The sequence below is a fragment of the Streptomyces clavifer genome (assembly GCF_036345975.1).
GTDB lineage: Bacteria > Actinomycetota > Actinomycetes > Streptomycetales > Streptomycetaceae > Streptomyces > Streptomyces clavifer.
This window is the reverse complement of record NZ_CP107793.1, coordinates 7,724,335-7,749,650: the sequence shown is the minus strand read 5'-3', so window position 1 is coordinate 7,749,650 and position 25,316 is coordinate 7,724,335. Positions and strand designations below refer to the sequence as shown.

The 25,316-nt window shown below is 68.5% G+C and carries 21 protein-coding genes and 3 pseudogenes; 12 read left to right on the top strand and 12 right to left on the bottom strand.

Features of this window, described 5'->3' with window-relative positions; genetic code table 11:
- The first annotated feature begins 2,112 nt into the window (after positions 1 to 2,112).
- On the top strand, positions 2,113 to 2,322 hold the full coding sequence (locus OG927_RS33535; RefSeq protein WP_124283546.1) for a hypothetical protein: 210 nt from the start codon (positions 2,113 to 2,115) through the stop codon (positions 2,320 to 2,322).
- 171 nt (positions 2,323 to 2,493) lie between these two features.
- Complete coding sequence (locus tag OG927_RS33530) at positions 2,494 to 3,114, top strand: SMI1/KNR4 family protein (protein ID WP_124283547.1); 621 nt, start codon at positions 2,494 to 2,496, stop codon at positions 3,112 to 3,114.
- A 259-nt stretch (positions 3,115 to 3,373) separates the two neighbouring features.
- On the opposite strand, the pseudogene OG927_RS33525 reads toward OG927_RS33530, so the two are convergent.
- From OG927_RS33525 to OG927_RS33505, 5 genes and pseudogenes are all read right to left on the bottom strand, one after another.
- Positions 3,374 to 3,949: pseudogene (locus tag OG927_RS33525) on the bottom strand (pentapeptide repeat-containing protein); the annotation flags it as partial.
- A 203-nt stretch (positions 3,950 to 4,152) separates the two neighbouring features.
- Entirely contained in the window at positions 4,153 to 4,401 is a 249-nt protein-coding gene (locus tag OG927_RS33520) for a hypothetical protein (RefSeq protein ID WP_330321283.1), read from the bottom strand.
- A 140-nt stretch (positions 4,402 to 4,541) separates the two neighbouring features.
- On the bottom strand, positions 4,542 to 4,763 hold the full coding sequence (locus OG927_RS33515) for a hypothetical protein (protein WP_330321282.1): 222 nt from the start codon (positions 4,761 to 4,763) through the stop codon (positions 4,542 to 4,544).
- Positions 4,760 to 5,308, bottom strand: a complete 549-nt coding sequence (locus tag OG927_RS33510; protein ID WP_164494257.1) for an RNA polymerase sigma factor — start codon at positions 5,306 to 5,308, stop codon at positions 4,760 to 4,762. The genes OG927_RS33515 and OG927_RS33510 overlap by 4 nt, the downstream gene beginning before the upstream one ends.
- A 374-nt stretch (positions 5,309 to 5,682) precedes the next feature.
- Complete coding sequence (locus OG927_RS33505; protein WP_164494258.1) at positions 5,683 to 5,832, bottom strand: hypothetical protein; 150 nt, start codon at positions 5,830 to 5,832, stop codon at positions 5,683 to 5,685.
- A gap of 604 nt (positions 5,833 to 6,436) precedes the next feature.
- Between OG927_RS33505 and OG927_RS33500 the strand changes: the two genes are divergently transcribed.
- The 7 genes and pseudogenes from OG927_RS33500 (at position 6,437) to OG927_RS33470 (ending at position 15,978) form a co-directional block, all read left to right on the top strand.
- A complete protein-coding gene (locus tag OG927_RS33500) occupies positions 6,437 to 8,899 on the top strand; it encodes a helicase associated domain-containing protein (protein ID WP_330319450.1) in 2,463 nt (820 codons plus the stop codon).
- A 137-nt stretch (positions 8,900 to 9,036) separates the two neighbouring features.
- Positions 9,037 to 10,434: a DNA-binding protein gene (locus OG927_RS33495; protein WP_124283551.1), complete on the top strand. Its 1,398-nt coding sequence runs from the start codon at positions 9,037 to 9,039 to the stop codon at positions 10,432 to 10,434.
- A gap of 163 nt (positions 10,435 to 10,597) precedes the next feature.
- The gene (locus OG927_RS33490; RefSeq protein WP_056791393.1) at positions 10,598 to 11,362 is read left to right on the top strand and encodes a TnsA-like heteromeric transposase endonuclease subunit; all 765 of its coding nucleotides are present in this window, start codon (positions 10,598 to 10,600) and stop codon (positions 11,360 to 11,362) included.
- Complete coding sequence (locus OG927_RS33485) at positions 11,359 to 13,464, top strand: Mu transposase C-terminal domain-containing protein (RefSeq protein ID WP_056791389.1); 2,106 nt, start codon at positions 11,359 to 11,361, stop codon at positions 13,462 to 13,464. Before OG927_RS33490 ends, OG927_RS33485 begins: the two co-directional genes overlap by 4 nt.
- A 74-nt stretch (positions 13,465 to 13,538) precedes the next feature.
- Positions 13,539 to 14,507 (top strand): ATP-binding protein, encoded by a 969-nt coding sequence (locus OG927_RS33480; protein ID WP_330321284.1) that lies wholly within the window; start codon positions 13,539 to 13,541, stop codon positions 14,505 to 14,507.
- 553 nt (positions 14,508 to 15,060) lie between these two features.
- Positions 15,061 to 15,471 (top strand): annotated as a pseudogene (locus OG927_RS33475) (transposase); the annotation flags it as partial.
- 75 nt (positions 15,472 to 15,546) lie between these two features.
- The gene (locus OG927_RS33470; RefSeq protein WP_056791384.1) at positions 15,547 to 15,978 is read left to right on the top strand and encodes a hypothetical protein; all 432 of its coding nucleotides are present in this window, start codon (positions 15,547 to 15,549) and stop codon (positions 15,976 to 15,978) included.
- A 65-nt stretch (positions 15,979 to 16,043) separates the two neighbouring features.
- Here the strand turns inward: OG927_RS33470 and OG927_RS33465 are convergent.
- From OG927_RS33465 to OG927_RS33445, 5 genes and pseudogenes are all read right to left on the bottom strand, one after another.
- Positions 16,044 to 16,139, bottom strand: a pseudogene (locus OG927_RS33465) (IS5/IS1182 family transposase); the annotation flags it as partial.
- Positions 16,140 to 16,997, bottom strand: a complete 858-nt coding sequence (locus OG927_RS33460; RefSeq protein ID WP_124283553.1) for an aldo/keto reductase — start codon at positions 16,995 to 16,997, stop codon at positions 16,140 to 16,142. It lies immediately after the preceding pseudogene.
- Positions 16,994 to 17,428 carry a cupin domain-containing protein gene (locus OG927_RS33455; protein ID WP_124283554.1) on the bottom strand — a complete coding sequence of 145 codons (435 nt, stop codon included), beginning with the start codon at positions 17,426 to 17,428 and terminating at the stop codon, positions 16,994 to 16,996. Before OG927_RS33455 ends, OG927_RS33460 begins: the two co-directional genes overlap by 4 nt.
- A gap of 91 nt (positions 17,429 to 17,519) precedes the next feature.
- Positions 17,520 to 18,506, bottom strand: coding sequence for an aldo/keto reductase (locus tag OG927_RS33450; RefSeq protein ID WP_330319451.1), 987 nt, complete (start codon positions 18,504 to 18,506; stop codon positions 17,520 to 17,522).
- 2 nt (positions 18,507 to 18,508) lie between these two features.
- Positions 18,509 to 19,402 (bottom strand): helix-turn-helix transcriptional regulator, encoded by an 894-nt coding sequence (locus tag OG927_RS33445; protein ID WP_056791369.1) that lies wholly within the window; start codon positions 19,400 to 19,402, stop codon positions 18,509 to 18,511.
- Between the two features lie 152 nt (positions 19,403 to 19,554).
- On the opposite strand from OG927_RS33445, the gene OG927_RS33440 reads away from it, so the two are divergent.
- Positions 19,555 to 19,890 carry a carboxymuconolactone decarboxylase family protein gene (locus OG927_RS33440; RefSeq protein ID WP_056791366.1) on the top strand — a complete coding sequence of 112 codons (336 nt, stop codon included), beginning with the start codon at positions 19,555 to 19,557 and terminating at the stop codon, positions 19,888 to 19,890.
- A gap of 193 nt (positions 19,891 to 20,083) precedes the next feature.
- Here OG927_RS33440 and OG927_RS33435 read toward each other — a convergent pair whose 3' ends face one another.
- Positions 20,084 to 20,530, bottom strand: a complete 447-nt coding sequence (locus OG927_RS33435) for a hypothetical protein (RefSeq protein ID WP_124283557.1) — start codon at positions 20,528 to 20,530, stop codon at positions 20,084 to 20,086.
- 699 nt (positions 20,531 to 21,229) lie between these two features.
- Between OG927_RS33435 and OG927_RS33425 the strand changes: the two genes are divergently transcribed.
- On the top strand, positions 21,230 to 22,402 hold the full coding sequence (locus tag OG927_RS33425; RefSeq protein ID WP_330319452.1) for a DNA gyrase subunit B: 1,173 nt from the start codon (positions 21,230 to 21,232) through the stop codon (positions 22,400 to 22,402).
- Positions 22,403 to 23,142: 740 nt separating this feature from the next.
- Here OG927_RS33425 and OG927_RS33420 read toward each other — a convergent pair.
- Positions 23,143 to 23,772, bottom strand: a complete 630-nt coding sequence (locus OG927_RS33420; RefSeq protein WP_056791358.1) for a TetR family transcriptional regulator — start codon at positions 23,770 to 23,772, stop codon at positions 23,143 to 23,145.
- Positions 23,773 to 23,897: 125 nt separating this feature from the next.
- Here OG927_RS33420 and OG927_RS33415 point away from each other — a divergent pair, with 125 nt between their 5' ends.
- Positions 23,898 to 24,890, top strand: coding sequence for an aldo/keto reductase (locus tag OG927_RS33415; RefSeq protein WP_330319453.1), 993 nt, complete (start codon positions 23,898 to 23,900; stop codon positions 24,888 to 24,890).
- The last annotated feature ends 426 nt before the right edge of the window (positions 24,891 to 25,316 follow it).

The window sequence follows — 25,316 nt, the reverse complement described above, 5'->3', positions numbered from 1 at the left end:
ATATCGCTGCGCGATATGCAAGCGAACGGCTTCGCTCCGCGAAGCCGGAAAGGGGCTGCGCCCTTTCCGAGGGTGCGCTTCGCTTACCCTCGAATTCACGCTCCGCGTGAACCAGGATTCCCGCTTCGCAGAAACCCTTCACCGCACTCCGCTGCGCTCCATGCGGGGGTCGTCCGCTGCGCTCCCTCCCCCACCGGCTACGCCGGGCTGGCTAGGTGAGAGGGTGTCCGGGGCCGTCGTGAGAGTGCCCCGGACATAGGCCCGGCCTTTCCGGGCGGGGGCCGGTTTGAGGGTGCATCAAAATCTGACCGTAGCTCAACTCTGGAACCACCCACCCCCACCGTTCACCACCTGATGCACCATGTACCTTTGGCAGATTTGAAGGGGGTGCATCATTTTTGGGTGTAGCTAGAGACTGGAGCCAGCCCACACCACCCCTACCGCACTCCGGCACGCCCGGAACGGCTACCGCACACCCCACCCCCGACCGTGCCGGAACCGGCCGGGCTCACGCGGACACTGCCCCCTCCCGCGGGGTCACAGACCCCTCCTGCGACCCCGCGGCACCCCGACTACCCAACCCCCCTCGCCATGGGGCCCCTGGAGACGCTCAAGCACTTCCAGGAGCCCCGAAAAGACAGAGAAAACGCAGATGCCGGGCAACGCAGTCGGCCGGCATCACGGCCAGGACCACCCCCGCATACGCGGGGAGCAGGTGACGGGGACGTCTTGGACGAGCTGGGTGATGGGACCATCCCCGCGTGCGCGGGAGCAGACTCTGTGACCTGCGTGGAAGTTAGAAGGGGGGTTCGTCACTGTAGCCAGTCTGAGGGGGTGGCTTGGCAGGAGTAGCAGAATCGGCCCAGGGGTCGCCTTCGGGGACCTGCCGGGCAGCAGGTACGGCTGACTGCGGGGTGCCCCAGCCTGAAGTGGGTGACGGGCCACCCCAACCGGAGGACGGCGGTGCCGGAGCGGCAGGAGGAACTACCGGCGTCTCGTTCGCTTCGAGGTCATCGATGTCGTTGTTCCATAACTGGCGCAGGTATTCGCGGCAGGTCGCCGGGTCGTCTTCTTCCCAGTGGTCGTCTGGCTTGGCCCAGCGCCGGCCGTCGGGGTCACGGTCTTGTAGTTGGCACAGGGCACGTAGGAGGGCGTCGACGACTACCCATTGGCTGGTGGTTGTGCCGGTAAGAAGGCGCCGGATCGTTTCCCTGCTGACCGGGTGACAGCCGGGCATGTCCCTGGTGAGAGTGGCGATCCGTGGGAGCGAGGGACGTGCGGCTTCCCGGTAGTGAACGAAGAGCTCGTTCACAAGCTCCCGCTTGGGGCCGGGTGGCAGCACGTCTTTACCGGGCATTCGTAACATTCTCGGCATCTAGCAACTCTGCCACGGATAGGCGCAGTTAGACACAGGAAAGCTCGCTTCTGCGTGAGATGACACCACACAAAGACCTACTGAACCCCATGTCAGCTCGTTCTTACTGCCCTTTCCCTCGAATCGACTCAGACCAGCACGTTAATTGCCAGCTTCCACATGGGAATCCATGTTTGAACAACATGCCGTTTTCGCTGGTCAGAGGGGGTGTAGGGGTGGTTTCGTTGGTGTCGGACGCCTTACTGAGCCGCAAATGTCTCGGTGGGTGGACAACGGCGTGGACGTCGCCCGAAACGGCGACGGCCCCCTGGTGGGCAGGGAGCCGTCTGCAGAGGACATCACCACTACATAAGGAACAGCGCATGTCCGACCACGAGCCTAAAGGCACAGGCCAGCCTGCGGAAGGCCCTCGTAGACGCTGGCGACATCGACTCCGCCGGCTCAGGAACGAAGCGGGCGTCTACCTCGTCCGAGGAGCGGCCACCACCGTGGGCGGCATCCTCGTGACCTACAGCGCCTTCTGGATCCAGACACGCGTCTGACGCCACCGTCCGCGGAGGGGCGGAGGGGGCCTGCTCGCAGGATCACTCCGTGGCCGGGGCCGTGGTCCTGGCCCTGGCCGACCGGTCGGGGCCAGGGTCGTATCGGGCTCCCTACCGCGACCCGCCGTGTGTCTGCACCCGAGCCAGAGGCCAGGACTGCCATGCCGGGGGTGGGGCTCTGGCGCACGCTGGGGTATGAACGCGCCGATAGCCGTCCACCGCCCCTCCGCGACCGGTGGACGGCGGGTCACCATCCGCGGGCAGATCGCCGGTCTCGCCCACGACGACCACGACGTCGTGGAGTTCCTGCGCCGCGCCGGCCTCCCCGACGTCGAGCAGCTGCTCGACGACGCGGCGTGGGTGCAATGGCGCGGCGGCAGAGCACACCGCTACGAAGCCGCGTAGCGGGTCCGGCCGGTGGTCAGGCGGGTGAAATACCGGGGGGACGCCGCGGTCGCGGAGCTGCTGGAGCCTGTCCAGGCCTGGCCGGCCGGTCGCAGGGTGCTGGTTCGCCGTGCGTGCCGTGAGCAGCGGCCAGTCGCGGGCAGCGGCTAGGCCGTTCCTTTCGGATCTTGCATGATGATCGGCATGAACACGGAAACCTGCGACCCTGCCGAGTTGGCCGCCCTCCGTGAGATCTTCGCGCCCCGTCCCGAGGCGTCGCTGCCGGCAGGCTGGGAGGCGGTGCGGTTTTTCGAGGCGGAGCACGGCATCCTCCTGCCGGAGCCATACCGCACGTTCGTGGCGGAGGTCTGCGACGGCCTGCGGGCCGGGCCGCCCTACTACGGTCTGCTGCCCTTCGCGCAGACGCCCTCGGATTGGGGCTCCGACCGCCCCGAGCGCCTGCTCGCCGAGCCGTTTCCTCTCAGGTCGACGTGGATGTGGGAGACCAACGAGGAGGACGAGGAGGCATTGTCGGAGCAGGAGCTCGAGGCCCGGATGGACGCCGTGTTCGACCACGGCTCCCTGTTGCTGGGCACCGACGGCTGCGGCATGTACTGGCACCTGGTCGTCACCGGCCCGCAGCGCGGTCACGTCTGGCTGATCGACGAGTACGGCGCGGTGCCCTTCGGTACTTCGCCGAGCACCTCCCCGATGCCGGGCACCCCTGGTTTCACCGGATGGGTGATCCACTGGACCCAGGGCCGTTCCTGGTTCGCCGGTCCTCCGGGAGATGATCCGGAAGAAGCGGCCTAGCCGCGGGCGGCGGTCAGCAGACTCGCTTCGTGCTCCGTTCCGACGGTGTCCTGGTGCGATGCGCCGCCGTGATGACAGTGCGCGACCTGCGGATGTAGATGGCGTCCGTGAGGCCCGTGGAGGGCGCTGGGACGCCCCGGGGGCCCTGGGGTGCCTGACCGCATCACGGGTGGCCCAGCGGCCGCCGCAACACCCTCAGAGGCCAGCGCAGCGCCGCCCGGTTTCCTTCACGAGGGCGCCCACCACCGCTGCAGGGTGGTCAGCGCTTGACGCGGTTGCGGACCGCGAGGACCGCGAGGCCCAGCAGGATGGGTTCGGTCAGTCGGGAGGTCATTTCGATGTAGGTGCCGGTGGTGGTGAGGTCCTGCCCGGAGGAGCGGAAGACCACCGAGTTGAGCGTGACGTTCAATGCCTTCTCGAAGCGCTCCCCGTTGAACCTGTCGCCCTTCGGGTTCTGTGGATCGGCCTTGTCGATCTCGAAGGTGACCTTGCCGCCGCCGGCCGGGACGGTCCCGGTCGCTTCCTGCTTCGGGGAGTCCTGGGCGATCCCGAAGCCCATCAGCAGCACCACGGTGGCCAGCATGGTGGCAGCGAGCCAGTACAAGGCCCGCGAGGCACGCAGGCCGTACCCGGACAGGGCCCAGTAGCCGTGCAGCAGCCCGCGTTCGGTGCGAGTGGTGCCCTCACGGTCATGGCGGCGCATCTCCATCTCGCCGTAGTAGAAGTCCGCCGCCCCCGGCTCGTTCTTGCTGTCCTCGAACGACTTGCGCAGCGCCCGGTAGACCGGTGCCAGCTGTGCCGGTCCGACGTGGCCGGCACTGAACACCGCCACGTTGGCAGGATCTGAGGGGCGCCCGCATGCCCCGAGGGCTGTACGGCCAGCCGTGGTGGTGGTTGGTGCAGAAGCCAGCGGCCGGCTCAGGGGCTCGGGCGGAACGTGCTGCGGCGGCTACCGTTTCGCCTTCGGTAGCCGCCGCATCGCTGAAGTTCTCGCCGGTTCTCCCGTCAAAGAGAACGGATCACCAAAGAGATAGTCGCCTAAATACGCCTTCCCCCATCCGCAACCTGATCAGGATTCGCCAGAAACTTTTCGATCTCTTCAAATGCGTCCTTGAGATCGTTTCCTGTTTCTCGCTCACGAATGCAGAAATGCATCAAGGAGTTGGACATCAGATGCGCAATCGATTTCTGCACGTCGAGAGGAATGTCCTCGCCTGGATAATCACGCACCTCCAACTCCTCGTCTAGAATCTCTAGATAGCATTTTGCGTCCTCGTCACCGGACACAGCAGCTCTCTTCCACCACAGGTAAGCACCTTTGTCATCGCCGAGAGACTCGACAATCTCAGCTACTCGCCGAAGCTCAGCAGAACTGATTTCATCTTTCGCATCTCTCTCGAGCAGTGCGTCTAGCTCAACGAGACGTTTCAGCTGGCGACGATCAAGGAGCTGGGTAATCTGAAGAGTCTCAGAATCATCCAGCGGACACGCCCCGGCCGGGGGCCGGCCCGAAGGCCAACCCCCTGGTTCCCGGGCAGGTCAGAGACCTCACCCGAGACGGCTTCCTTGCACAATGCCTGGTCAATGAGGTCCAGCAGGACCAGACGGGCGAACTTTTCCTGCTCTTTTCCGAACTTCCAGCTGCTCATGCTGACACCTCCTCAGATGACTCAACCATTGCTTTCTCCAACCGTCGACGCGCCGTCCTGATGTACTTCTGGACGGTCCCCACGTCGACGTCCATCATTCCTGCTACCTGATCCAGCGGAAGTTCCCGCACGATGGCGAGATTGACGACCTCGCGCATACGCTCAGGCAGATCAGAAATAAGTGCATAAATCTTGGCGCGAAGTTCAAGAACCAAAAAAGATTCCGGAATTCCGAGAGAAGATGCTGCATCAGGAATATCTTCTGGGGGCATCGGGGTGATCGAGGGTCTCCCACTCTTTCGAAACTCGTCCACGATCACATGGTGCAGAACCTTGCGACTGTAGTGGATTAGTCGAGTGTCGCTGATGTGCCCCAGTTCGGGAAATCGTTTATAAACTTTCTCCATAGTGATCTGGACCGCGTCTTCGGCGAAGTCTCGGTCAGATGATGTGGCCCTGGCCGCCGTCAAAAGAGGGCGCCGCAGGGTAGCGAACCGATTGTTGGGGTCACTGTCGTAAGTGGGCGGACACGCTTCATCGGTCACGGGGACCTCCGACAGCGCATCGCCTGCCACGGCGTGCTGTGGCAGGCGATGCGCACACCGTCCCTCCATGGGATCTCAGGCCAAGCCATGGGCTCAGCTCCCTTCTCGGCGAGGATCTTCAGCGGTGAAGGCAGTGCCTTCACACACCTACACGCCAGAAGGCTCCGGATCCGGACGCCTCACGACGAAATTTTTCAACAGGGTGCCGACCGGCTGCGGTTGGCGGGTCTGCGCAGCCGGGAAGGGTGCGCCCGTCGTGGAGCAGGTCTCCACAAGGGATTCGAATGTCCGGCGCGGCGGCGTGTGGCGTCAGGACCCGAGGGAGCTGACGTCACACGCCGCGGCGCCGAAGGCCTCAGCGCTGAGCACGGGAACTACAGCTTCAGAAACAGCAAAAGCGCCACGAAAGCGGCTACGGCCAGGGTGAGGGCCGGAATCAGGGACGGCATGGAGACTGCGAGGTAGGCGGCAAAGGCCGCGCCCATCATCGCGATCGCGATGGGCGTGCGCTCGTTGCTGGACACTGGGTTTCCTCCGAGGTGTCGGGACTGCCGTGTTCCGGAGAGCGCGTGTGCCCTCCGATGACCTACACGGCGAACCAACGTGAAAGCGGACGCCTGAATGGCCATCACCCTTCCGCCGACCACGGGCCGCCGCTACGCTGCTGCCGCCCAGGGTCCACGACGACGCTGGCGTCGTGGAATTCCTGCTCGGCGCAGGCCTTCCCGACCGAGCAGCTTCTGGACGACACGTCATGGGTGCAGTGGTGAGGCGGCAGAGCACACCGGCACGAAGCGGCGTAGCGGATCGGCCGGTGGTCAGGCGGGGGGGACGCCGGGGGGAGGATGCCGCGGTCGCGGAGCTGCTGGAGCCTGTTCAGGCCGCCCGGCCGGTCACAGGGTGCTGGTTCGCCGTGCGGGCCGCGAGCAGCAGAGGCTGGTCTGCTCCTTCAGTTGACCTGCGCAACGCGTTTGTTGTCCGGCATCATCACGATATGCCGGTCGATCCCGTACTCAGGGCTCGTCCGCCAGCTGGAGCCGTCACTTATGTTCGTCCGGATCCGTCCGTCTCGTCGCGAGCTCAACCGCTCAGGCGGCCGGGCCCCTTGAGAGATCGGTCTCTTCGCTGATGCCTGCCTCCCTTCTGCTGTCGGCACCGGCGTCGCGTTCTGCTACGACACAGCCAGGGCTGGTGCGGCTCGCGCCGCTGCAGGGTGAGACGAACCTTTCGTATCTGGACCGGCTGGCCGACCGCTACCGCCTTGGCGTCAAAGACCTCATCCCGCCGCTGCTCCAGGACGGCACAGAACTGTTCAGGGGCTTCCGCACGGACGGGGAGGTGTACCTCAACGCCGAAGCGCGCGCCCGTGTCTCCGCGTTCTGCCGCGTGTCCGAGAGCGTCCTGGGAAGGGCTCTGCCCGCCTGGGCCGCCCATGAGCCCCTGTCACCGGACGGGGCGGGTCCGGCGGGGCGGTTCCGCTTCGGAGCTGTGGTGCCGGCCGCGGGGGAAGGCTGCCGGCTGTGTACGTCAGCGCGCACCGGAGGGGCCAAGCCCGCGCGGCTGTATCTGCAGCCGCACACCCGGGTCTGCCCGCGCCACCGGCGCTGGATGCTCGGCACCCAGTGGGTCGACGGCGCGCCGGCGGGCACCGAGCAGATCGGCCTGGCGGGTCTGCCCGAGGTGCTTTCAGCGCACCGGTCCCACCTGCACCTGCTGCGGCGCCGTCCGGACACGGCCCGGGCGTTCGAGGTCGCTCACGCCGTGATCGTCTCCTGGTGGGCGCAGCAGTGGCCGGAGGAGGAGGAGTGGCCCGATCGGGTACGTCAGATGGCGCCGTCGGGGGCAGATGCGGGCTGGTGGCGGCTTTTGGTGCGGGACGCGGTTGTCTACCCGGAGACGGTTGCCCTGGCCCGGGTCCTCACCGGCGCACACGTGAGGCAGCGGCTGCTCGTTGAGACCGGCGGGCATCTGCCCCACATGCTGGCTCATACCCCTGCCTTCATTGCTGGGTTGGCGCGGGTGTTGAGACGGCCGTGGCTGCTTGATCGGATCGCCTCGGCTTCGGTGGGCCCTTTGCTGGTCTGGGTGCAGCACTGTGTACGGGCTGGTGCGGGCTCGGCCGCCGCCGGGAGTCTGTGGGAGCTGCGCACGGCGCACCGGCCTCGCAGCGTCGCCCGTGAGCTGACCGTCTACCGCGGTGCTGCCGCCCGGCGGGAGGAGGCTGCGGGCGGCGGGGGGCAGCGTCTGGGGTTGCGGCACACTTCGGATCAGGCGTTCACGGCCGGTTTGGCCCATGCCCGTGCTTATGCCGCTGTCCACGGCCACCTCGCCGTCCCGATCGGCACCTGGTTCAACGGCTTCGCCCTGGGCCGGTGGCTGTCCGATCACCGTGAATCTGCTGCGCTGCCGCCCGAAAACGTCGCGGCACTCGAGGCGCTGGATCTCTGGTGGCGGCCGCCGTGGCCTGTGACGTGGCAGCGCTTCTACTACCAGGCGCAGCACCACACCCGCGCCCGCGGGGCTTTGCGGCCCGAACACGGCTTCCCCACCACCGGCTTCGGGTTGGGTCAATGGCTCTACCAGCAGTGCGTCGGCTATGAGAGTCTGCACTCCGCGCAGCGGGGTCTGCTGGCCGGTATCGGCCTTACTTGTGAGGCCGTACGGGTGGCCCGCCCCGGTAAGCACCGGGCTGCTTCTTTCCAGCGCGCTCTTGGCTGTGCGCGCGCGTTCGCGGAGGCTCACGGGACGTTGGTGCACGCGACTACCGGCACGGTCCAGGACGGCCACAGGCTGGGGCAGTGGCTGGCCGGCGAGCGCAGCAAGGACCGAGCCCACCAGCAGCGTCACGGCACCCACTCCCCCGGGGCGCTGGCACTCTTGGCGATCGACCCGTGGTGGAATCCGCCGTGGTCACTGCAATGGCAACGCTCCTGGTATCAGGCTCGCGCCTGTGTCCAAGACGGCAAGGTCCTCAACGCGGCGGCGGGGTTTCCTGGCACCGGCAGCAAGGTCGCCACGTGGCTGACCACCCAATGTGCCCGGTACGACACGCTCCTGCCCGAACAGCAGGACCTCCTCGCCCGCATCGGTATCACCGCAGCCGCCGCTCTCGAAGCCACTACCCGGCCCACCGAGAGCGGGACTGACTACGCCACCGCGTTGGGACACGCCCGCTGGTATCACGCGGTCCACAACACACTCGCCGCGGCGACCGGCACCATCCATGATGGCTTCCACCTGGGACAATGGCTACGCCGACAACGCCAGCACGCCCGTGACAACGCCCGCCGGGGCGCGCCTTCGCCGGCCGCCGCGAAAGCTCTGAGCGCGCTCGATCCGTGGTGGTGCCCGGCCTGGAGCCTGGCGTGGCAGCGCTCTTGGCAGCGCATCCACGACCAGAGCGAAACCGGCGCCCGGCCTGGGACCGGTCATCACTCCCGCAGCCTCACTCCCGTCCAGCGCGCCTGGCTGCGCCGGCAGCACACCCGGTACCACGATCTGCACCCCGGTCAGCAACGCCTCCTGGCCGGCATTGGCCTCACCACCCGGACCACGGCCGGACCCGGGCCCGTCCCACCGCACGCCGAGTGACTATCCACCCTGGTGATGGTGGGACGTGGTGCGAGGGCTTGCCAGCTCGGCGGTGCGTGGCGCTGATGGGTTGAGAGCCACACGGAAGTACTGTGAAGAACGCCCGCCAAGGCCGGTGAACGCGAGAGCGTGGTGGAGTGACCCCTCGTCCCGGCCTCCTGTCGACAGTTCCTCTGCAGAGGGAGACGACCTCGTCGCTGATCTGCCGCATCGCGAGCCGCTACGGGCTGGAAGCGAAGGCGTTGCGGTCCTGCTGGAAGTGGCACAGCCACCAGCCCCGGCACGACGGCGGGGGTGCACGGGCAGACGCCGAGGTGCTGTTGAACACAGCCGGCCGGCAACTCCTGGGAGGCTTGTGCGGCGTCGAGGAAGACGTGCTGGCGCGGGCGTTGCCGTCCTGGGGACACCAGGACGCCAAGGTGCCCGCCGAAGAGGGCGGAGTGCCGGCGGCGGTGTGGCGGACCGGGGGGACGGTCGCCGGACCGGTGGCATTCGGCTGCCGCCTGTGCACCGCCCGGCGTACGGGGACGGTCGTGCGGGTGGTGCGGTACTCACCTCTCTGGTCCCGGGTGTGTGTCCGGCACGGGAGGTGGTTGCTGGACGCGGACGCCGACCAGCCCTACGAGTACCTGGACGTGCGGTGTCTGCCGGAAGTTGCCGCGGCGCAGCGGCGGTGGGTGGGGGTGGCGCGGCGCGCGGTGCGGGCGGGGGCCCAGCCGGAGCGGGTGTTCGCGCTGGCGCACGCGGTGGTGACCCGCTGGTGGGAGCAGGCCCTGCACTGGGAGCGGGAGAAGGTCTGGCCGCGGCGGTTGCATCAGGTCGCGGGCGGTGATGCCGGGGGTGATCTGGAGTGGTGGCGGATCGTGGGGCGGGGCGCGGTGGTCTTCCCCGAGGTGGTGGCGGTCGCCGACGCGCTGCTGGATCCGGCCATGGGCGAACTGGTGTGGGTGGACAGCGGGGCCGGGCAGCCGCGGGCGCTGCCCGTCGACGGGTTGTTCTGCCGTCGGCTCGGTGAGCGGGTGGGGCGGGAGTGGCTGGGGCCTCTGGTTGCGGCGGACCATGGCGGTCCGCTGATCGCGTGGATGGGCAGCGTGATCCGGCTGCGCCGTGGGGCCGGTGGGCCTCCCGGATATGACAACGACCCCTGGTGGCTGCGTCGGGAGTATCAGCCGGTGACGATGGCGGGGCAGTTGCGGGTGCTGGGCAAGGAGAAGAAGGCACCCGGTTCGGGGACGATGTGGCGGACGGTGGTGCCGGCTGAGCAGCGGATGCGGATCGGCAGTCTCATCGGCAGTGCCGAGGAGCAGTTGCTGCAGCTGCGCGGCGTGCAGAGCGGGCCGACCGCCGAGGTCGCCCGGCAGCTGCTGCAAGGCCTCGGTCACAGTGCTGGTCTGGTCGAGGCGGCCTGGAAGCGGACCGCGGTGGCGGCGGTGAACGGCGGGGTTCCGTTGGAGGAGGTGGCCCGGTGGGCGGATATGTCCCCCGGGACACTGAGAAGGATGCTGACGGCAGGCGGGCAGGAAGAGGACGGCTGAGATCAAGGTGGGCCCGGGCGCATCGGCTGTTAACTGATACAGCACTCGTTTGTGGCAGAAACCCTGAAAACGACGATGCTTGTCGGCGGGAGCGGCTTGGCTGACGCGGGTGATCAGCACAGGAGAGGCCGCCCGGCCCGGGGGCCGGGCAAGGCGAGCGGCCGTGGATCGTCGGAGCGGCTTCGAGGCGGTGTTCCTCGATCCGGTGGGGCAGCCGGTTCAGCAGCGGTGGGCGGATGCCGCCATGACCGTGGGATTCGAGGAGTTGCGACCGGTGTCGGCGTTCCCGGTGATCCCTGGGCGCCGCTGGGGGCCGGGGCTGTGGTGGTCGGCGACCACCGGGCGGCACGTGGCGGCCGGGTCGAACGCGATGCGCACCCAGCTGATGGTCCTGGACCGCGACCCCGATGTGACCGGGCTCGCGGGGCGTCCGGTGCGGCTGCTGTGGCGCGAGGAGCGGGGCCGGGTGCGTTCCTGGGTGCCGCAGCTGTTCGCCCGGTACCGCGACGGCACGGGTCTGCTGGCCGACTGCCCCAGCCACCTGGAGGCCGGCGGCGACCGCGCGGTGAAGGCCGCCGAAGCGGTGAACGCGGCGTGTGAGGAGATCGGCTGGGCCTACCGGCGTCTTGCGCCGCTCGACGACGTCCTGGCCGCCAATCTGAAATGGCTGGCCGGCTACCGCCACCCCCGCAACGCCGGCCGCCCCGGCCTGACGCCCACGGTGGTGGAGGCGTTCGCGCGGCCGCGGCCGCTGATCGAGGGCGTCGAAGCGGCCGGCGACCCGATCGAGGTCCTGCCGGTGGTCTTCCACGCCCTGTGGCACGGCCGGGTGACGGCAGATCTAAAGGCGCCGCTCCACGAACGCCTCCTGGTCGGTCCCGCGGGCTGGAGTGGCCCGCGTCCGGGCACGGCGGGAGGGGCCCGGTGACCGCGCGGCGCAACGCCCGGCCATCGGTGACGGTCGGGGCGCAGGTCCGGTTCCGCGGTGTGAAGTGGCAGGTGGTCGCCCTGTCCGGGCAGACCATTCACCTCGTCGGCCCGGACGGCGGTGGCGAGGCGGTGCTCGCCGGTTACCTGTTCGCCGATCCCGGCTTCAGCGTCATCGGGGCCGAAGTGCCGCAGGCGGCCCCGCAGTGGGGGCTGTTCGAGACCGCCCCCGCCGCGGCACGTGAGAAGGCCATGGCCTGGCAGCGGCACGTGCGGGAAGTCGAATGCGGCCTTGCCGACGGGCCCGGCAGCGCTGGAGCGGTGCGGGTGCAGTACGACCCAGAGCGGCACACGCTGGCCGAGCGGGAACAGGCCAAGGCCGAGGAGCTGACCGCCCTGGGCTTCGGCCGGGTGTCGCGCACCACGGTGCAGCGCATGCGGCTCGCTTACCGCAAGCAGGGCCTGTGGGGGCTCTTGGACCACCGCACCACTCGTGCCTCCAGCCCCACCGGGCGGTCCGACGAACGGGTCGTCGCCGCCGTCCGTGAAGCACTGCGCCGCCGGCGCGGGCGCTCCAAAGGCACCATCAACGGCCTGTTCCCGCTCATCAACCAGATCCTCGAAGATCAGCACGGCCCCGGTACGGTGCCCGTGCCGTCCCAGGCGACGCTGTACCGGCTCGTCACCACACTCGCCCGCCCCGGTGAACTGCCCAGCGGTCCGGTGCGGCAGGTGCCCGCGAGTGTCGAGGGGCGGGCTTTCACTCCCGCCATGGCGCTGCGGCCGGGCGAGCAGGTCCAGATCGACACCACCCGCCTGGACGTCTTGGCCCTCTTCGACGACGGGCGCCTGGCCCGGCCCGAGCTGACTATCGCCGTCGACGTCGCCACCCGCTCCATCCTCGCCGCCGTGCTGTGCCCCAGCGCGACCAAAGCCGTGGACGCGGCCCTGCTGCTCGCGGAGATGGCGGTCCCGCCCCCGGCCAGGCCAACCTGGCCGGACATCCTGCGCATGGACCACGCCCGCGCACTCCCCCACCAGCGGCTGGCCACGCTGGACGAGCGTCTGGCCGGTGCGGCGGCCCGGCCGGTCGTCCTGCCCGAGACGATCGTCGTCGACCGCGGCAAAGTCTTCATCTCCCGGGCGTTCACCGCCGCCTGCGAGAGCCTCGGCATCAGCGTCCAGCCCGCCCCGCCCCGCGCCCCCACCGCCAAGGGCATCGTCGAGCGCACCTTCGGCTCCATCAACGCCCTGTTCTGCCAGCACCTGCCCGGCTACACCGGATCCAACGTCACCCGCCGCGGCCCCGACACCGAGAAAGACGCCTGCTACAGCGTCACCCAGCTCCAGGACCTCCTCGACGAATGGCTGGTGCACTACCACCACCGGCCCCACGAAGGGCTGCGCCACCCGATGATGCCCAGGAAGGCCCTCACCCCGAACCAGATGTGGGCCGCGCTCCTCGCCGTCGCCGGCTATGTACCCGTCCCGCTGACCGGGCGCGACTACCTCGAACTGCTCCCCGTGCGCTGGCAGGCCATCACCCCCGCCGGCATCACCATCCACCACCGCACCTACGACGCGGACCTCCTCGCCCCGCACCGCAGCCAGGCATCCCCCGTCGCCGGCCGCGGCGGGAAATGGGAAATCCACTACAACCCCCACGACGTGCGCCAGATCTGGGTCCGCCTCCCCGACGGCGAACTCACCGAGATCCCGTGGATCCACCGCGACCATGTCCACCGGCCCTTCGACGAACGCACCTGGCAGCACATCCGCACCCAGGCCGTTGACGGCAACCACAGTGACACCGAGCAGCACGAAGCCAGCCTCGCCGACTCCCTCGACCAGCTCATGCGCCGCGTCCACAGCGGCCACGCCACCACAACGGAGCAGGCACTCCTCGCCCGCACCGCTCACCTCCCTCTCCCCACAGCCCGCGACGGGGACCACCACACCGAAACACCCGCTGACAGCCCGGCGCAGCTGGACGAGGACGACAGCATCGACGACCTCGACGACCTGCCCGACGACGACGTCAGACCCGCCCCGGCCGCCGGATTCGGGCTCTACGACGCACACGAGGAAGCCGACAAGTGGTGAACCCGAGCCCGCCAGGCGCGAGCAGCACACAAGGCGGTCCCGGCGACAGCGGCGGAGCCGAGCTGTCGTGGCCGCTGACCACCTGGCAGGGCTGGCACCGCTTCGCGACCACCGACCCCGTCGTCCCTCCCCGGCCCGGCGACCCACCCCGCAGTACAGAGGAACGCCTGGCCTACCACTCCAGCTTCGTCACCATCCGCACCCCCGCCATCCACACCCTGGCCATCCAAGTCCGCACCCTGATGATCCTCGGCCGTCATCAGCAGACCACCGCACGGCCCTCACTGATCGTCACCGGACCCGCCGCAGCAGGGAAAACCACGGCCCTCCTGAACGTCGGGCGTACCTGCCACCTCGCCCACACCCGCAAAAACCCGCCACCACCGGGATCAGCGCATGCTGCGGTACCCGTCGCGTATGTTCTGGTCCCGCCCGGCGCGACCGCGAAAACCCTCATCACCGAATTCGCCCGCTACCTCGGCATCCCCGTGGCCGCGCGCATGACCCAGACCCAGATCACCGAAGCCGTCTGCCACACCTACACCCAAGCCGGCGTGCAGCTCGTGATGATCGACGAGATCCACCGCCTCAACCCCCGCACCACCACCGGCGCCCAAACCGCCGACCTTCTGAAAGACCTCAGCGAACGCCTCCCCGCGACATTCGTCTACGCCGGCATCAACGTCACTGACACCCCGCTGTTTACCGGCGTGAGAGGCGCCCAACTCGCCGGACGCGCCACCCTCGTCGACTGCGGCCCCCTACCCGCCCGCCACGGCACCCGCCACCCGTTCCGCGACGTCATCACCGACATCGAAAACCATCTCGACCTCCAGCAGCACAAACCCGGCACCCTCCCCCACCACGCCCCCTACCTCCACCAACGCACCGCAGGACGCATCGGATCCCTCACCAGACTCATCCGCCAAGCCGCCATCACCGCTATCAGTGACGGCACCGAACGCATCACCAAAACCACCCTCGACACCATCCGCCTCGACCACCTCGCCGAAACCCAACACCGCTCCCGCCGAGGCCGATAGGCCCACCTGCCAGCCAGGCAAAACAACCCTGACCAGCACAAACACCAACCGGGCCTATACACGCCAGAACTACCTACAACACACCCAGCCCCGCTCAACGCACAACACATAGCCCCAGCTCAGAAGCCCCCACCTACCCGCCCGAGCCGCCGACTCCACCTCTCAGCGAACCAGCAACACCCCAGACCAGCCGCCCCACCACACACCAACAAACCCCCCACCCAGCGTTAGCCGACGGTCGTCGCGGCCGACGGTCGTACGGTCTGTCGCTGAGCACCTGAAGCCTCCCGCCCGGCCCTGCCGCTGGACAGCGCCAGCCGACCGTAGCTTCCGGGACGGCACCCCACCGCCTCCGGCCGCCACGGCGTTGTCACCTGGGAAACCGGTCTCGCGGCTCCGGGGTGGCGGTCAAGCGCGGGCGGCCCCGGCGCACTGCGGCTGCGAGTACGCGCCTGCTGCTTTTCGCCAATGCGTCATGGCGGGGCCGTCCTTGTCACCGACCATCATGTGTGCAGATGGAGGGCTTCTCTGAGGTGCTGTATGGCGGAAGACCTGCGAAGGGCAGGGCATCCCACTCGCTGTGTCGCTGACCGGCGGAAACCGCAACGATGTGACGCAGCTGTTGCCTCTGCTTGCGAAGATCCCGTCCGTAGCGGGCCTGGTCGGCAGACCACGACGCCGGCCGGACGTGCTGCTGGCCGACCGGGGCTACGACCACGACAAGTACCGCCGCCTCGTCCGGGCCCAGGGCATCAAACCGGTGATCGCCCGCCGCGGCGTCCCGCACGGCTCCGGCCTTGGCGTCGACCGCTGGGTCGTCGAACGCACCATCGCTTGGTTCCACGGCTTCCGGCGCCTACGCGTCCGTTGGGAAAGACGCGACGACATTCACGAAGCCTTCCCCGGCCTCGCCACATGCCTCATCACCCACCGCCACGTCCAACGTCTCTGCCAGGGTCCTTGATCCTCAATTCGATCGACAGCTCGGCACATCCTCGGCAACTATGCGGTGCCGTCGAACCTTCACCGGGAGCCATCCGTGTCGTCCAGAACAGCAGACATCGACTTCACCTTCGCCCACGAGCTCACGGTCCGTGCCACCACCGGGGCCCTGGCCGCCGCAGGTTGGGCGCTGGAGGATCCGCTCTCGTTCATGGTGAACGACGACGACCTATACGACTGGCGGACCACGACCCGCGAGCACGCTCAGGATGTCTTGGCCATCCTTGACGCACCCGAGCATGCGAACCACCACGTGGCCGTCTGCATCTACCACGAGAAGGTGAGCGCAGGCGGTCAGCTCCTGTTCTTTCCTGGTCGCATGACCTGCAGCTTCATCCCGACCATCAACCGGCGGCGTCTATCTGACTCGATCGACTTCACCGACCTGGGCTGGTACATGCACACACTCGTGCCGCCCCTGCTGACGGTCGGGCTGAAGAGCTACGAAGCATGCGACATCGGTCACTGAAGCGCCTGATTGATCAGCTCTCGATCCATGCAAAGTCCTTGTTGGGACCTCGCAGAGTCCTGGCAAAGGCGTTGGACGTGGCGGTGGGTGATGAGGCAGGTGGCGATGCCGAGGAAGGCTTCGTGGATGTCGTCGCGTCGTTCCCAGCGGTCGCGGAGGCGTCACTTGCCGCTGTAGACGGGGAACGCGCTGTGTTCGCCGTAGTCCACGTTGCGCAGGCTGCGCAGGGCGTCCATGTCATCGCCGGAGATCTCGAAGTCGGCCTTGGCATTGGTGCGCATGTGCTCGGGGTTGGCCGTCTTGGGCAGCGACACCGTGCCCAGCTGCAGGGTGTAGCGGATGCACAGCTGCGGGACGGACACGCCGTACTTCTCTGCCATCGCCTGGACCTCGGCGTTCCGCAGGATCGCTCCGTGTGCGATCGGCGAGTACGCCTCGACGAGGATCTGCTTGCCCTCGCAGTAGTCCAGGAGTTCCGAGGGGGTGTTGCCGGCGTGGACGAGCAGTTGGTTCACGTGCGGCACGACGGTCGCGCCCTGCAGAATGTTCTCCAGGTCCTGCTGCTGGAAGTTGGACACTCCGATGGAGCGGATCTTGCCGGCTTCGTGCGCCTCTTCGAGCGCGCGCCATGCTTCGCGGTTGCCCTGGGCGTAGTCGCCGCCGCGGTAGTCGTTCCACGGCTGCGGGCTGTGGATGAGCATCAGGTCGATGTACTCGACGCCGAGTTTCTCCAGTGACTCGTCGATCGCGTCGGCAGCCTGGTCGTAGTCCTTGATCTCCGCTGCGAGTTTGGTCGAGACGAACAGCTCGTCGCGGGGGACGCCGGCGGTACGCACGCCTTCGCCGACGCCGCGCTCATTGCCGTAGGCCTGGGCGGTGTCGATGTTGCGGTAGCCGATCTCCACGGCCGCGCGGACCGCCTCAGCCACCTTGTCGTCGTCGATGAACCAGGTGCCGAGCCCCAGTTTGGGGATTTCGACGTTGTTGGACAGGGTGTAGGTCTCGTCCAGGATGGTCATGCGTTCGCTCCGTTCTTCGGCAGCTCGCCGTACACCTCGTCGGTGACGGGCTCGAGCCATTCGTTGCTGACGTCTTCGCCCGGGGTGATGAAGGCGACGTGGGAGAACCACGAGTCGGCCTTCGCGCCGTGCCAGTGCTTCGTGCCCGCCGGGACACGGATCACCGTTCCCGGCTCCATGCTGGTGGGGTCCTCGCCCTGGGCCTGGTACCAGCCGCTGCCCGCCGTGCACAGCAGGATCTGGTCACCGCCGCCGCCCGTGCCGTGGTGGATGTGCCAGTTGTTGCGGCAGCCCGGTTCGAAGGAGACGTTGCTGACGGGAACGCTTCCCGAGGCGAGCGGCGCCAGATAGCTCTGGCCGATGAAGTACTGCGCAAAGGCGTCGTTCTTCTTCCCGAGCGGGAAGATCTGATCGAATCGGTTGACATTCATTTCGTCCTTTCCTTCTGTTTCAGCGCGTCTCGCCGGGCGCCGTGCGGCGGCGCGGCGTCCAGGGATCAGCTGGTCAGGCTGCGCGGCACTCCTAGCGGTTGACGTAGGCCATGTGCTCGGTGTTGTAGCGATCGCCGCTGACGCCGGCCCGCTGGGCAAGGCTGTCGAGGTCGGCGACCTCGTCCGCGGACAGCGCGACAGCCGTCGCGGCGTTGTTCTCCTTGATTCGGGCCGCGCGGCGTGTGCCGGGGATCGGTACGATCCCTGGCTGCTGCGCGAGCAGCCAGGCCAGGGCGATCTGGCCTGGAGTCGCACCCTTCACTTCGGCGAGCCGGCGGACGTGGTCGAGGAGCGCCTGGTTCGCGGCCAGGTTCTCCGCCTTGAAGCGCGGGACCCTGTGGCGGATGTCCCCGTCGGTGAAGGTCGTGGAGGTGTCGACGGTGCCGGTGAGAAAGCCCTTGCCGAGAGGGCTGAACGGCACGAACCCGATGCCGAGCTCGGCAAGCGTGGGCAGCACCTCAGCCCCGGGGTCCCGTGTCCAGAGCGAGTACTCGCTCTGGACCGCGGTCACGGGGTGGACGGCGTGTGCGGCGCGGATGGTGGCGGCCGAGGCCTCGGAGAGCCCGAAGTGCCTGGCTTTCCCCTCGGCGATCAGCTCGCCGACGGTGCCTGCGACGTCCTCGATCGGCACGTCGGGGTCGACGCGGTGCTGGTAGAACAGGTCGATCGTCTCCGTGCGGAGCCGCTGCAGGGACTCCTCCGCGACGCGGCGGATCTGCTCGGGACGGCTGTTGAGGCCGACGCTCCGGCCGTCTTGGATGTCCCACCCGAACTTCGTGGCGATCACGACCTGGTCGCGGATCGGCTCGAGCGCCTCGCCGACCAGCTCCTCGTTCGCATAGGGCCCATAGACCTCCGCGGTGTCGAAGAACATCACACCCTCGTCGACCGCGGAGCGCAGCACCGCGATCATGTCGTCGCGACTGCCGGGGTTGGGGCCGTAGCTCTGCGACATGCCCATCGCGCCGAGCCCGATCGCGGAGACTTCCAAGCCCTGTCCGAGTGTTCTGGTGTGCATGGTCATCTCTCCTGGATCTTTGTCGGGTGCCCACCGACGGGCGGCCTCGCGGGGGACGTCGCGGCGAGGCTCGCCAGCAGCTGCAGGCGCTCCTGACTGGGCGAGCCGGGCTCGGCGGTGTAGATGAGGAAGGACAGCCCGGGTTCGGCGGTCAGCTCCATCCCCTCGTAGGTCAAGGTGAGGTCGCCGACCTCGTGGTGGTGGAACCCTTTGGTACCCGATCCGTGGCGGCGCACATTGTGTGCTCCCCACCGGGTGCGGAACGCGTCGCTGCACGTGGACAGCTCGCCGATCAGGTCGTGCAGTTCCTTGTCCCGGGGATCCCTGCCGGCTTCGGTGCGCAGGATCGACACGGTGACGTCCGCGGCCGCGTCCCAGTCGGGGTAGAACACCTTGGCCCGTTCGTCGAGGAAGCAGTAGCGCGCCAGGTTGGTCTGTCCTGCTCCGTCGAAGACCTCGTCGTAGAAGGCGCGCCCGAGGGCGTTGGTGGCGAGGATGTCCATCCGTCCGTTGCGCACGAACGCGGGCCCGTGGTCGATGACGTCCAGCGCACGGGTCAGGCTGTCCCTGGGCACCCACTTCTTCGACCTGCGCCTGCGCACGGTCCGGGCCGCGCCGCTGGCTGCCCGGGCGAGGTCGAAGAGGTGCTCGCGCTCGGCGTCGTCGAGCTGCAGCGCCCGCGCGACCGACTCGAGGACGGCGTCGGAGACGCCGGCCAGGTGGCCGCGCTCGATCTTGGCGTAGTACTCCGGGCTCACGTCCGCGAGCATCGCCACCTCGCCGCGGCGCAGGCCCGCCACCCTCCGGTGTCCGGAGACCGTCAGACCGGCCTGCTCGGGAGCGAGGTTCGCTCGACGGGACATGAGGAACTCCCGTGCTTCGTTCCTGGCTTCCATGCGTTCCACGTTAAGGCGCGAAGGCCCGGTGAGGGATGCCCTGCCAGTACGTCCTTCACCGGTGACTCCCTCTCTTTGCAGGTGCGGCGATGTCATTGGCATTGCACCTTCAGAGAGCGACCGACGGACATCGACGCTGGTAGGGAAAGATCATGGCTGAGAACACAAGCACCGGCTGGACCGGCGGGAAGAACGCCTTCGGCGACTTCGCTCCGGGGATGGTCCATTACACCGACAGGGTCCTCTTCGACGAAGTCTGGGAGCGTGAGGGCCTGTCCAAGCGCGACCGCAGCCTCATCACCATTTCTGCTCTGACCGCGCTCGGGAAGATGGACCAGCTGCAGTTCCACCTCGGCTTCGCCCGCCAGAACGGCGTCACCGACGAGGAGCTGCAGGAGGCTCTGCTGCACTTGGCGTTCTACTCCGGCTGGCCCAACGGCATGGGAGCGACGAGCGTGCTGAAGAGCGTCGTCGAGCAGCAGGACTGAGCACGCCCCAGGCAGTGGCCTCCGCGTCGGCCGGATGGTCGGCGAGGCGTCCCGATCGCGTCTCGCGGCTTCGGGCGGCGATCAGGCTCCTGGTGACAGTGGCTGTTTCTGATGCCTGCACGTCAGGCGCCAGGGCAGGGGTCTGGGGTATGCCCGCTGGGCTCGGTCTCGTCGATCCGGCTTGCCGTCGTGATCAGCTCTCGACAGGTACGGGTTCCGCGTGGACCGACACGGTGGTGAGGTGGAGACCGTCGCCGCCGAGTCGGAGCGTCGGGGGCAGGCTGTCACCGAGGGCATCCGAGACCTCGGCGGCCGGGTGGCCGAAGAGGTTGATGCTGCGGAGGACAACTGGGCAGGCAGACGGCCCAGTGAGTGTGAAGGGGTCGCGGGTGAGGCCGATGCCGGCCAGGCCAGGGGTGTCTTGGTGCCGGCCGCGGCGGTCCGTGGTGTCGCCGTATACGTCGAGCGTCAGGCCCCGGTACTGCGCGCTGAAGGCCCAACGGGCGCCACAGACCCAACCCTGGCGAACGTCCGCGACGGTGGCGACGGCCCACTGGGCGGTGCGCTCGTCCATGCCGAAGCGGAGGGTGCCGGCACAGCCGGGGAGCCGGAGACCGACTTCGGGGAGTAGCTCGAACATGCGGAGATGGTCGCAATGAATGGCGCTGCGTCACAAGCCGGAACCGGTGATCACCTGCTGCCGACTTCCTAGGGTCGTTTCCTGTTCCTGCAGATGAGGCGGCTTGCGCGAGCTGGTCCGGACGAACGGGTCGTCGACGGCTCGGTGCGACGGGCCGACTTGCGGGTAGGCCGCCTGGTCATGAGCGTGATGACGGCCCAGGTGATGAGCGTCTCGAAGTGCTGAACGAGCCGTTCGTAGTCATGCGTGTAACGGCGGGCGCAGGGGCCGCTCTGCCGGGCGCCTCCGGGCGCAGGAGCACGTCGGGTCGGGTCGGGTCGGGGAGAAGAAGGCCATGGGGGTGGCCGGTGTCTGCGGAGCGCGCGCTCAGGCCATTCGGGTCGCTCCCGGCGAGCTGCGCGGTGTCTACGGGCCGACCGGCACAGCCCCGGGACGTCGGGCCCTGCAGTCGGCGCAGTCCGCGGGGTGGCTGTCACGTAACGGAATTGGGGGCCTACGGGGTGCCCGGAGTGGGGTCGTACGCGGCTTCGGCGGGCCGGCGGAAAGGTTCCGGGCGTGGTGTGCGGCGCCTGGGCCGACTGTTTCCCGGCACGTTCTCATCCGCCCGCCCGCAGCTTCGCCAAAGCGGCTCTGACCTGGCATTTCCTTAGATCTCGCATAGGCTGCGGAGGTCTGCCGGACGCCATGGGAGGGGTCTTCATGAGTGCGGAAAGAGCAGGGTACGGCGCTGTCCGGATCGAGGAGCTGGAGGGGTGGGAAGGCATTCGGAAACGGCCCGGTATGTGGGTGGGCTCGACCGGTGAACGCGGTCTGCACGAGTTGGTGTTCCAGGTCGTCGGCCGGGTGGTGAACGACGTCCTGGCCGGCCGTGGCGGCGACTGTATCGATGTCACGCTCACCCGCGACGGCGGTGTGCGGGTCGCCGACAACGGGCCCGGGTGTTCCTTCACGGCCCCCCGGGACGCCGGCGGCCCCGGCCTCGAAGCCCTGCTGACCAGCGTGTGCGCCGAGGCCGAGCCCTGCGGCCGGCACATCGCGTACGTGAGCCATAGCTGTTTCGGTGGAGGTCTCTTCGTGGCCAACGTCCTGTCGAGCAGGCTGACGGCCGAGGTCCGGTGTGAGGGGAGCCGCCGGGTCCAGGAGTACGCGCGCGGTGTCGCGGCCGCCCCGCCCGCCGCCCTGGGGCCTACGGCCGGCAGCGGGACGACCATCGTTTTCTGGCCCGACACCGAGATCTTCGGGACGACGCGGTGCTCGTTCGCCGTGCTGGCGGAGCGCTTCCGGCAGGTGGCCTTCCTCAACCGGGGCCTGGGACTTTCACTGACCGACGAACGCCCGGCGGGCGGGGCCCGGGCGGTGAGCTTCCGGTTTCCGGACGGAGTGCGGGACTTCGTGGCCGCACTCGACGCGGAGACGGGGGCCGTCCTGCGTCCGGACGTGATGGGCTTCGAGCGGGAGGATCCGCGGATGGCGGGAACGATGGAGGTGGCCCTGTTGTGGAGCGGGTCCGGCCAGGAGCGGATACGCAGCTTCGTCAACAGCCGGGCCACTCGCGAGGGCGGCGCGCACGTGGACGGCTTCAGAGACGGAGTGGTGGCCGCGGTCACCGCGTACGTGCGAGAACGGGGGCTGCCCGCGGCGGACACCGATGGCTGCGCCGACTGGATGGGCGAGGGCCTCACGGCAGTCGTGTCGGTGAAACTCGACCGCCCCGAATACCTCGGCGCCACGCACGAGTTGCTCGGCAACACCGACGTACGGGACTGTGTCGGGGAGGCCGTCCGTGAACATCTCGGCAACTGGTTCGAGGAGCAGCCGTCACAAGCCGCGCAGGTCGTCGACCGGATCCTGCGGAACACCCGCCAGGACTGAACAAGTCCGCGGGGTGGTCCGTGGCCGGCACGTCACGTACCGGGGCGGGACGCTCGAACCGTCGCCCACCGGTACGCCCTTGCCACCGGCAGCCCGTAGTGGACCGCGTCGCCATCCGGAGCGTGTGGTCACCATCGGCCGGGTCGGCTTCTGCGGCCAGGAGGCCGTCGAGGCGTTCCGGGCTGTCCACCAGGGGCGTAGGAACGCCGGGTTGGGCGTCTCCGAGCTCGGGAGCGGCGGCCTCGATGGCGAGCGGGGGTGTCTGTGGGGTGTGCTGAGGTCGTCGTGGTCGCGTGGGGGAGCTGCGCCGGGGCTGGTTGGTGTCGGCGGGGCCTGGCCGTGCGGCCGGCACGTCTACGGCGGCGGTGCCTGAACGTGGGAACGGCCGTCAACATGGCCAGGACCAGGTGCACCGCCGAAGCCGAGCGCCGGGCGCAGCGGCGGGAGTAGGGCGGGAGTGGCGGGGCGGCTGCGTCCTGGCGTGCTGCGTTCCTCGGCCGGCCCGCCGCCCCGCGGTGGGCCGGAGGAGAGGGGTCGGCCAGGGCCGCCGGTCAGCGGTGCGGTTCGGCGAGGAGGTTCTTGGCCGGTTCGTGCTCGTCTTCTGGCTGTCCTGATCGGTCCGGGTTCAGAAGGGGCAGGCCGGGTTCGTCGGAGTGGATCTGGAGGGCGTCGCCCTTGAGCCGGTGCGGCCGGGGGCGCTGGTTGCCCGGCGCTGGGCTGTTGCGGTTTGTCGCTGGTGGTCAGGGGGTGCGGGGGAATAGTTGTTCGACTGCGGTCACTACGGCGGTGCGACGGGCTGCGGTGGTGGAGTCTGCGGCGTGTTCGGTCGCGGCTCGGGTGAGTTCGGGTTGGGCTGCCCAGGTCGTGGCGATCTGGTTGACCAGGGCGAGGATGTCGGCCGGGTCCCAGGCTGGGTCGAGTTGTCCGGCCTGCTGGGCCTGGCGGAGCTGGGTGAGCTTGCGGGTGATGGCAGCCCGGGTGGGATCGGAGTCGGCGGCTTCGGTGTCAGCCAGTTCGAGGCGGCCCCAGGCGAGCAGACGGTGGTGGTCGGGGCGGGCGGTGAAGTAGTCGAACAGGCGGCCCGCGTACCCGGGGAGGTCGGACGGGTCTATCTGCGTGGCTTCGGCGATGACGGAGAGCTCTCGCGTGGCGACGTAGGTGTAGAGCGCTTCCTTGCTGCGGAAGTAGGCGTAGACCCGTTCCTTGCTGGTCCGGGCGAGTTTGGCGATGCGGTCGACTCGGGCGCCGGCGATCCCGTGGAGGGCGAACTCCTCCATGGCCGCGGTGAGGATCCGCTCACGCGTGGTGTCACTGCTGTCGGGGGTGGCAGCGGGCGCGGGGATCCGGCCGGAGTCGGGGGAGTCGAACATGGCCCCAGGATAAGGCAGCGAACTGTTTGGTTTGGTCTTGCGGCTGCCTGTCCGTAGAGTTAAAACCGAACAGTTCGGTTCGACCCTTTCGAGTGGGACCGGCAAAACACTGAGGAAGTGAACTCATGCAGCACCGCACTCTGGGCTCCCAGGGCCTGCGCGTCTCGGCCCTCGGCCTTGGCGTCATGGGCATGTCCATGGCCTACGGGGCATCGAACGATGACGAGGGCACGGCGACCATCCACCGTGCCCACGAACTCGGAATCGACTTCTTCGACACCGCCGAGCTGTACGGCGCCGGTACCGGGAGCAACGAGATCCTGCTGGGCAAAGCGGTCCGGGACTTCCGCGACGAGGTGGTCCTGGCCACCAAATTCGGCTTCGACATGACCTCCCAGCCGATCGGTTCCGGCTTTGACAGCCGCCCCGAGAACATCCGCAGGGTCGCCGAGAACAGCCTGCGCTACCTGCAGACCGACCACATCGACCTCTTCTACCAGCACATTTCCGACCCCGACGTGCCCGCCGAAGAGGTCGCGGGCGTAGTCGGCGACCTGATCGCCGAAGGCAAGGTGAGGTACTTCGGCCTGAGCAACGTCGGCCCCCAGTACATCCGCCGCGCCCACGCCGTCACCCCGGTCTCGGCCCTCCAGTACGAGTACTCCCTCTTCGAGCGCGAGGTCGAGGAGAAGATCCTCCCCGCCCTGCGGGAACTCGGCATCGGCCTGGTTCCCTACTCCCCTCTCGGCCGAGGTTTCCTGACCGGCACGGTCAAGCCGGCGAGTGAATACCCCGCAGACGACATGCGCAACTGGGACGAGCGCTGGCAGGGCGAGAACTACACCTACAACCTGCGCGCCACTGAACAGCTCAAAGAACTCGCCGCGGCCAAGGGCATCACCACCGCTCAGCTCGCGCTTGCCTGGCTGCTCGCCCAGGGCCAGGACGTCGTGCCCATCCCCGGCACCCGCAGTGCCAAGCGTGTCGAGGAGAACGCCGGCGCGGACGGCGTCCAACTCACCGGTGCCGACCTGGCCCGCATCACCGAAATCCTCCCCCACGGCTCGGCGGGCAGCCGATACCCGGCCGCAATGCTGTCCAGTTTCACCACCGCCTGAACCCGCCGGCACCCCAAGGCTCCCTGTTCCGCAGCCCTTCGGGCCCCGCTCGCCGCGCCACCGGTACTGGCCGCGGCGAGCCGCAGCGGCGGACCTGCCTTCCAGCCGGTCCGTCGCGCCGCTGCCGCCTTGCCGTCCCGCCGGGCACGCTGAAGCCGGCTTCCTGGTGGAGTTCGTCCTCCACGAGGATCGCCGGGGCGGCTGCGGCTTCGATGCGTCCGCGCACCCGGGTCGCGCGGACGCTCTGCGTCTCGGTGGGCCTCCCCGGCGCGGCGTGCTCTCCACGACGGTCAGGCGCCCGGGCCACAGGGCCGGTGTCCTGGTCGCGCCGGAGCGGCCCGGCTTCGGACGGGTCGGGCGGCGCGGCGACGGCGCTGTCGTCCCCTTCGCGTGAGTGGTGGTGAGAGCCGGACCGGGACGTTTTCT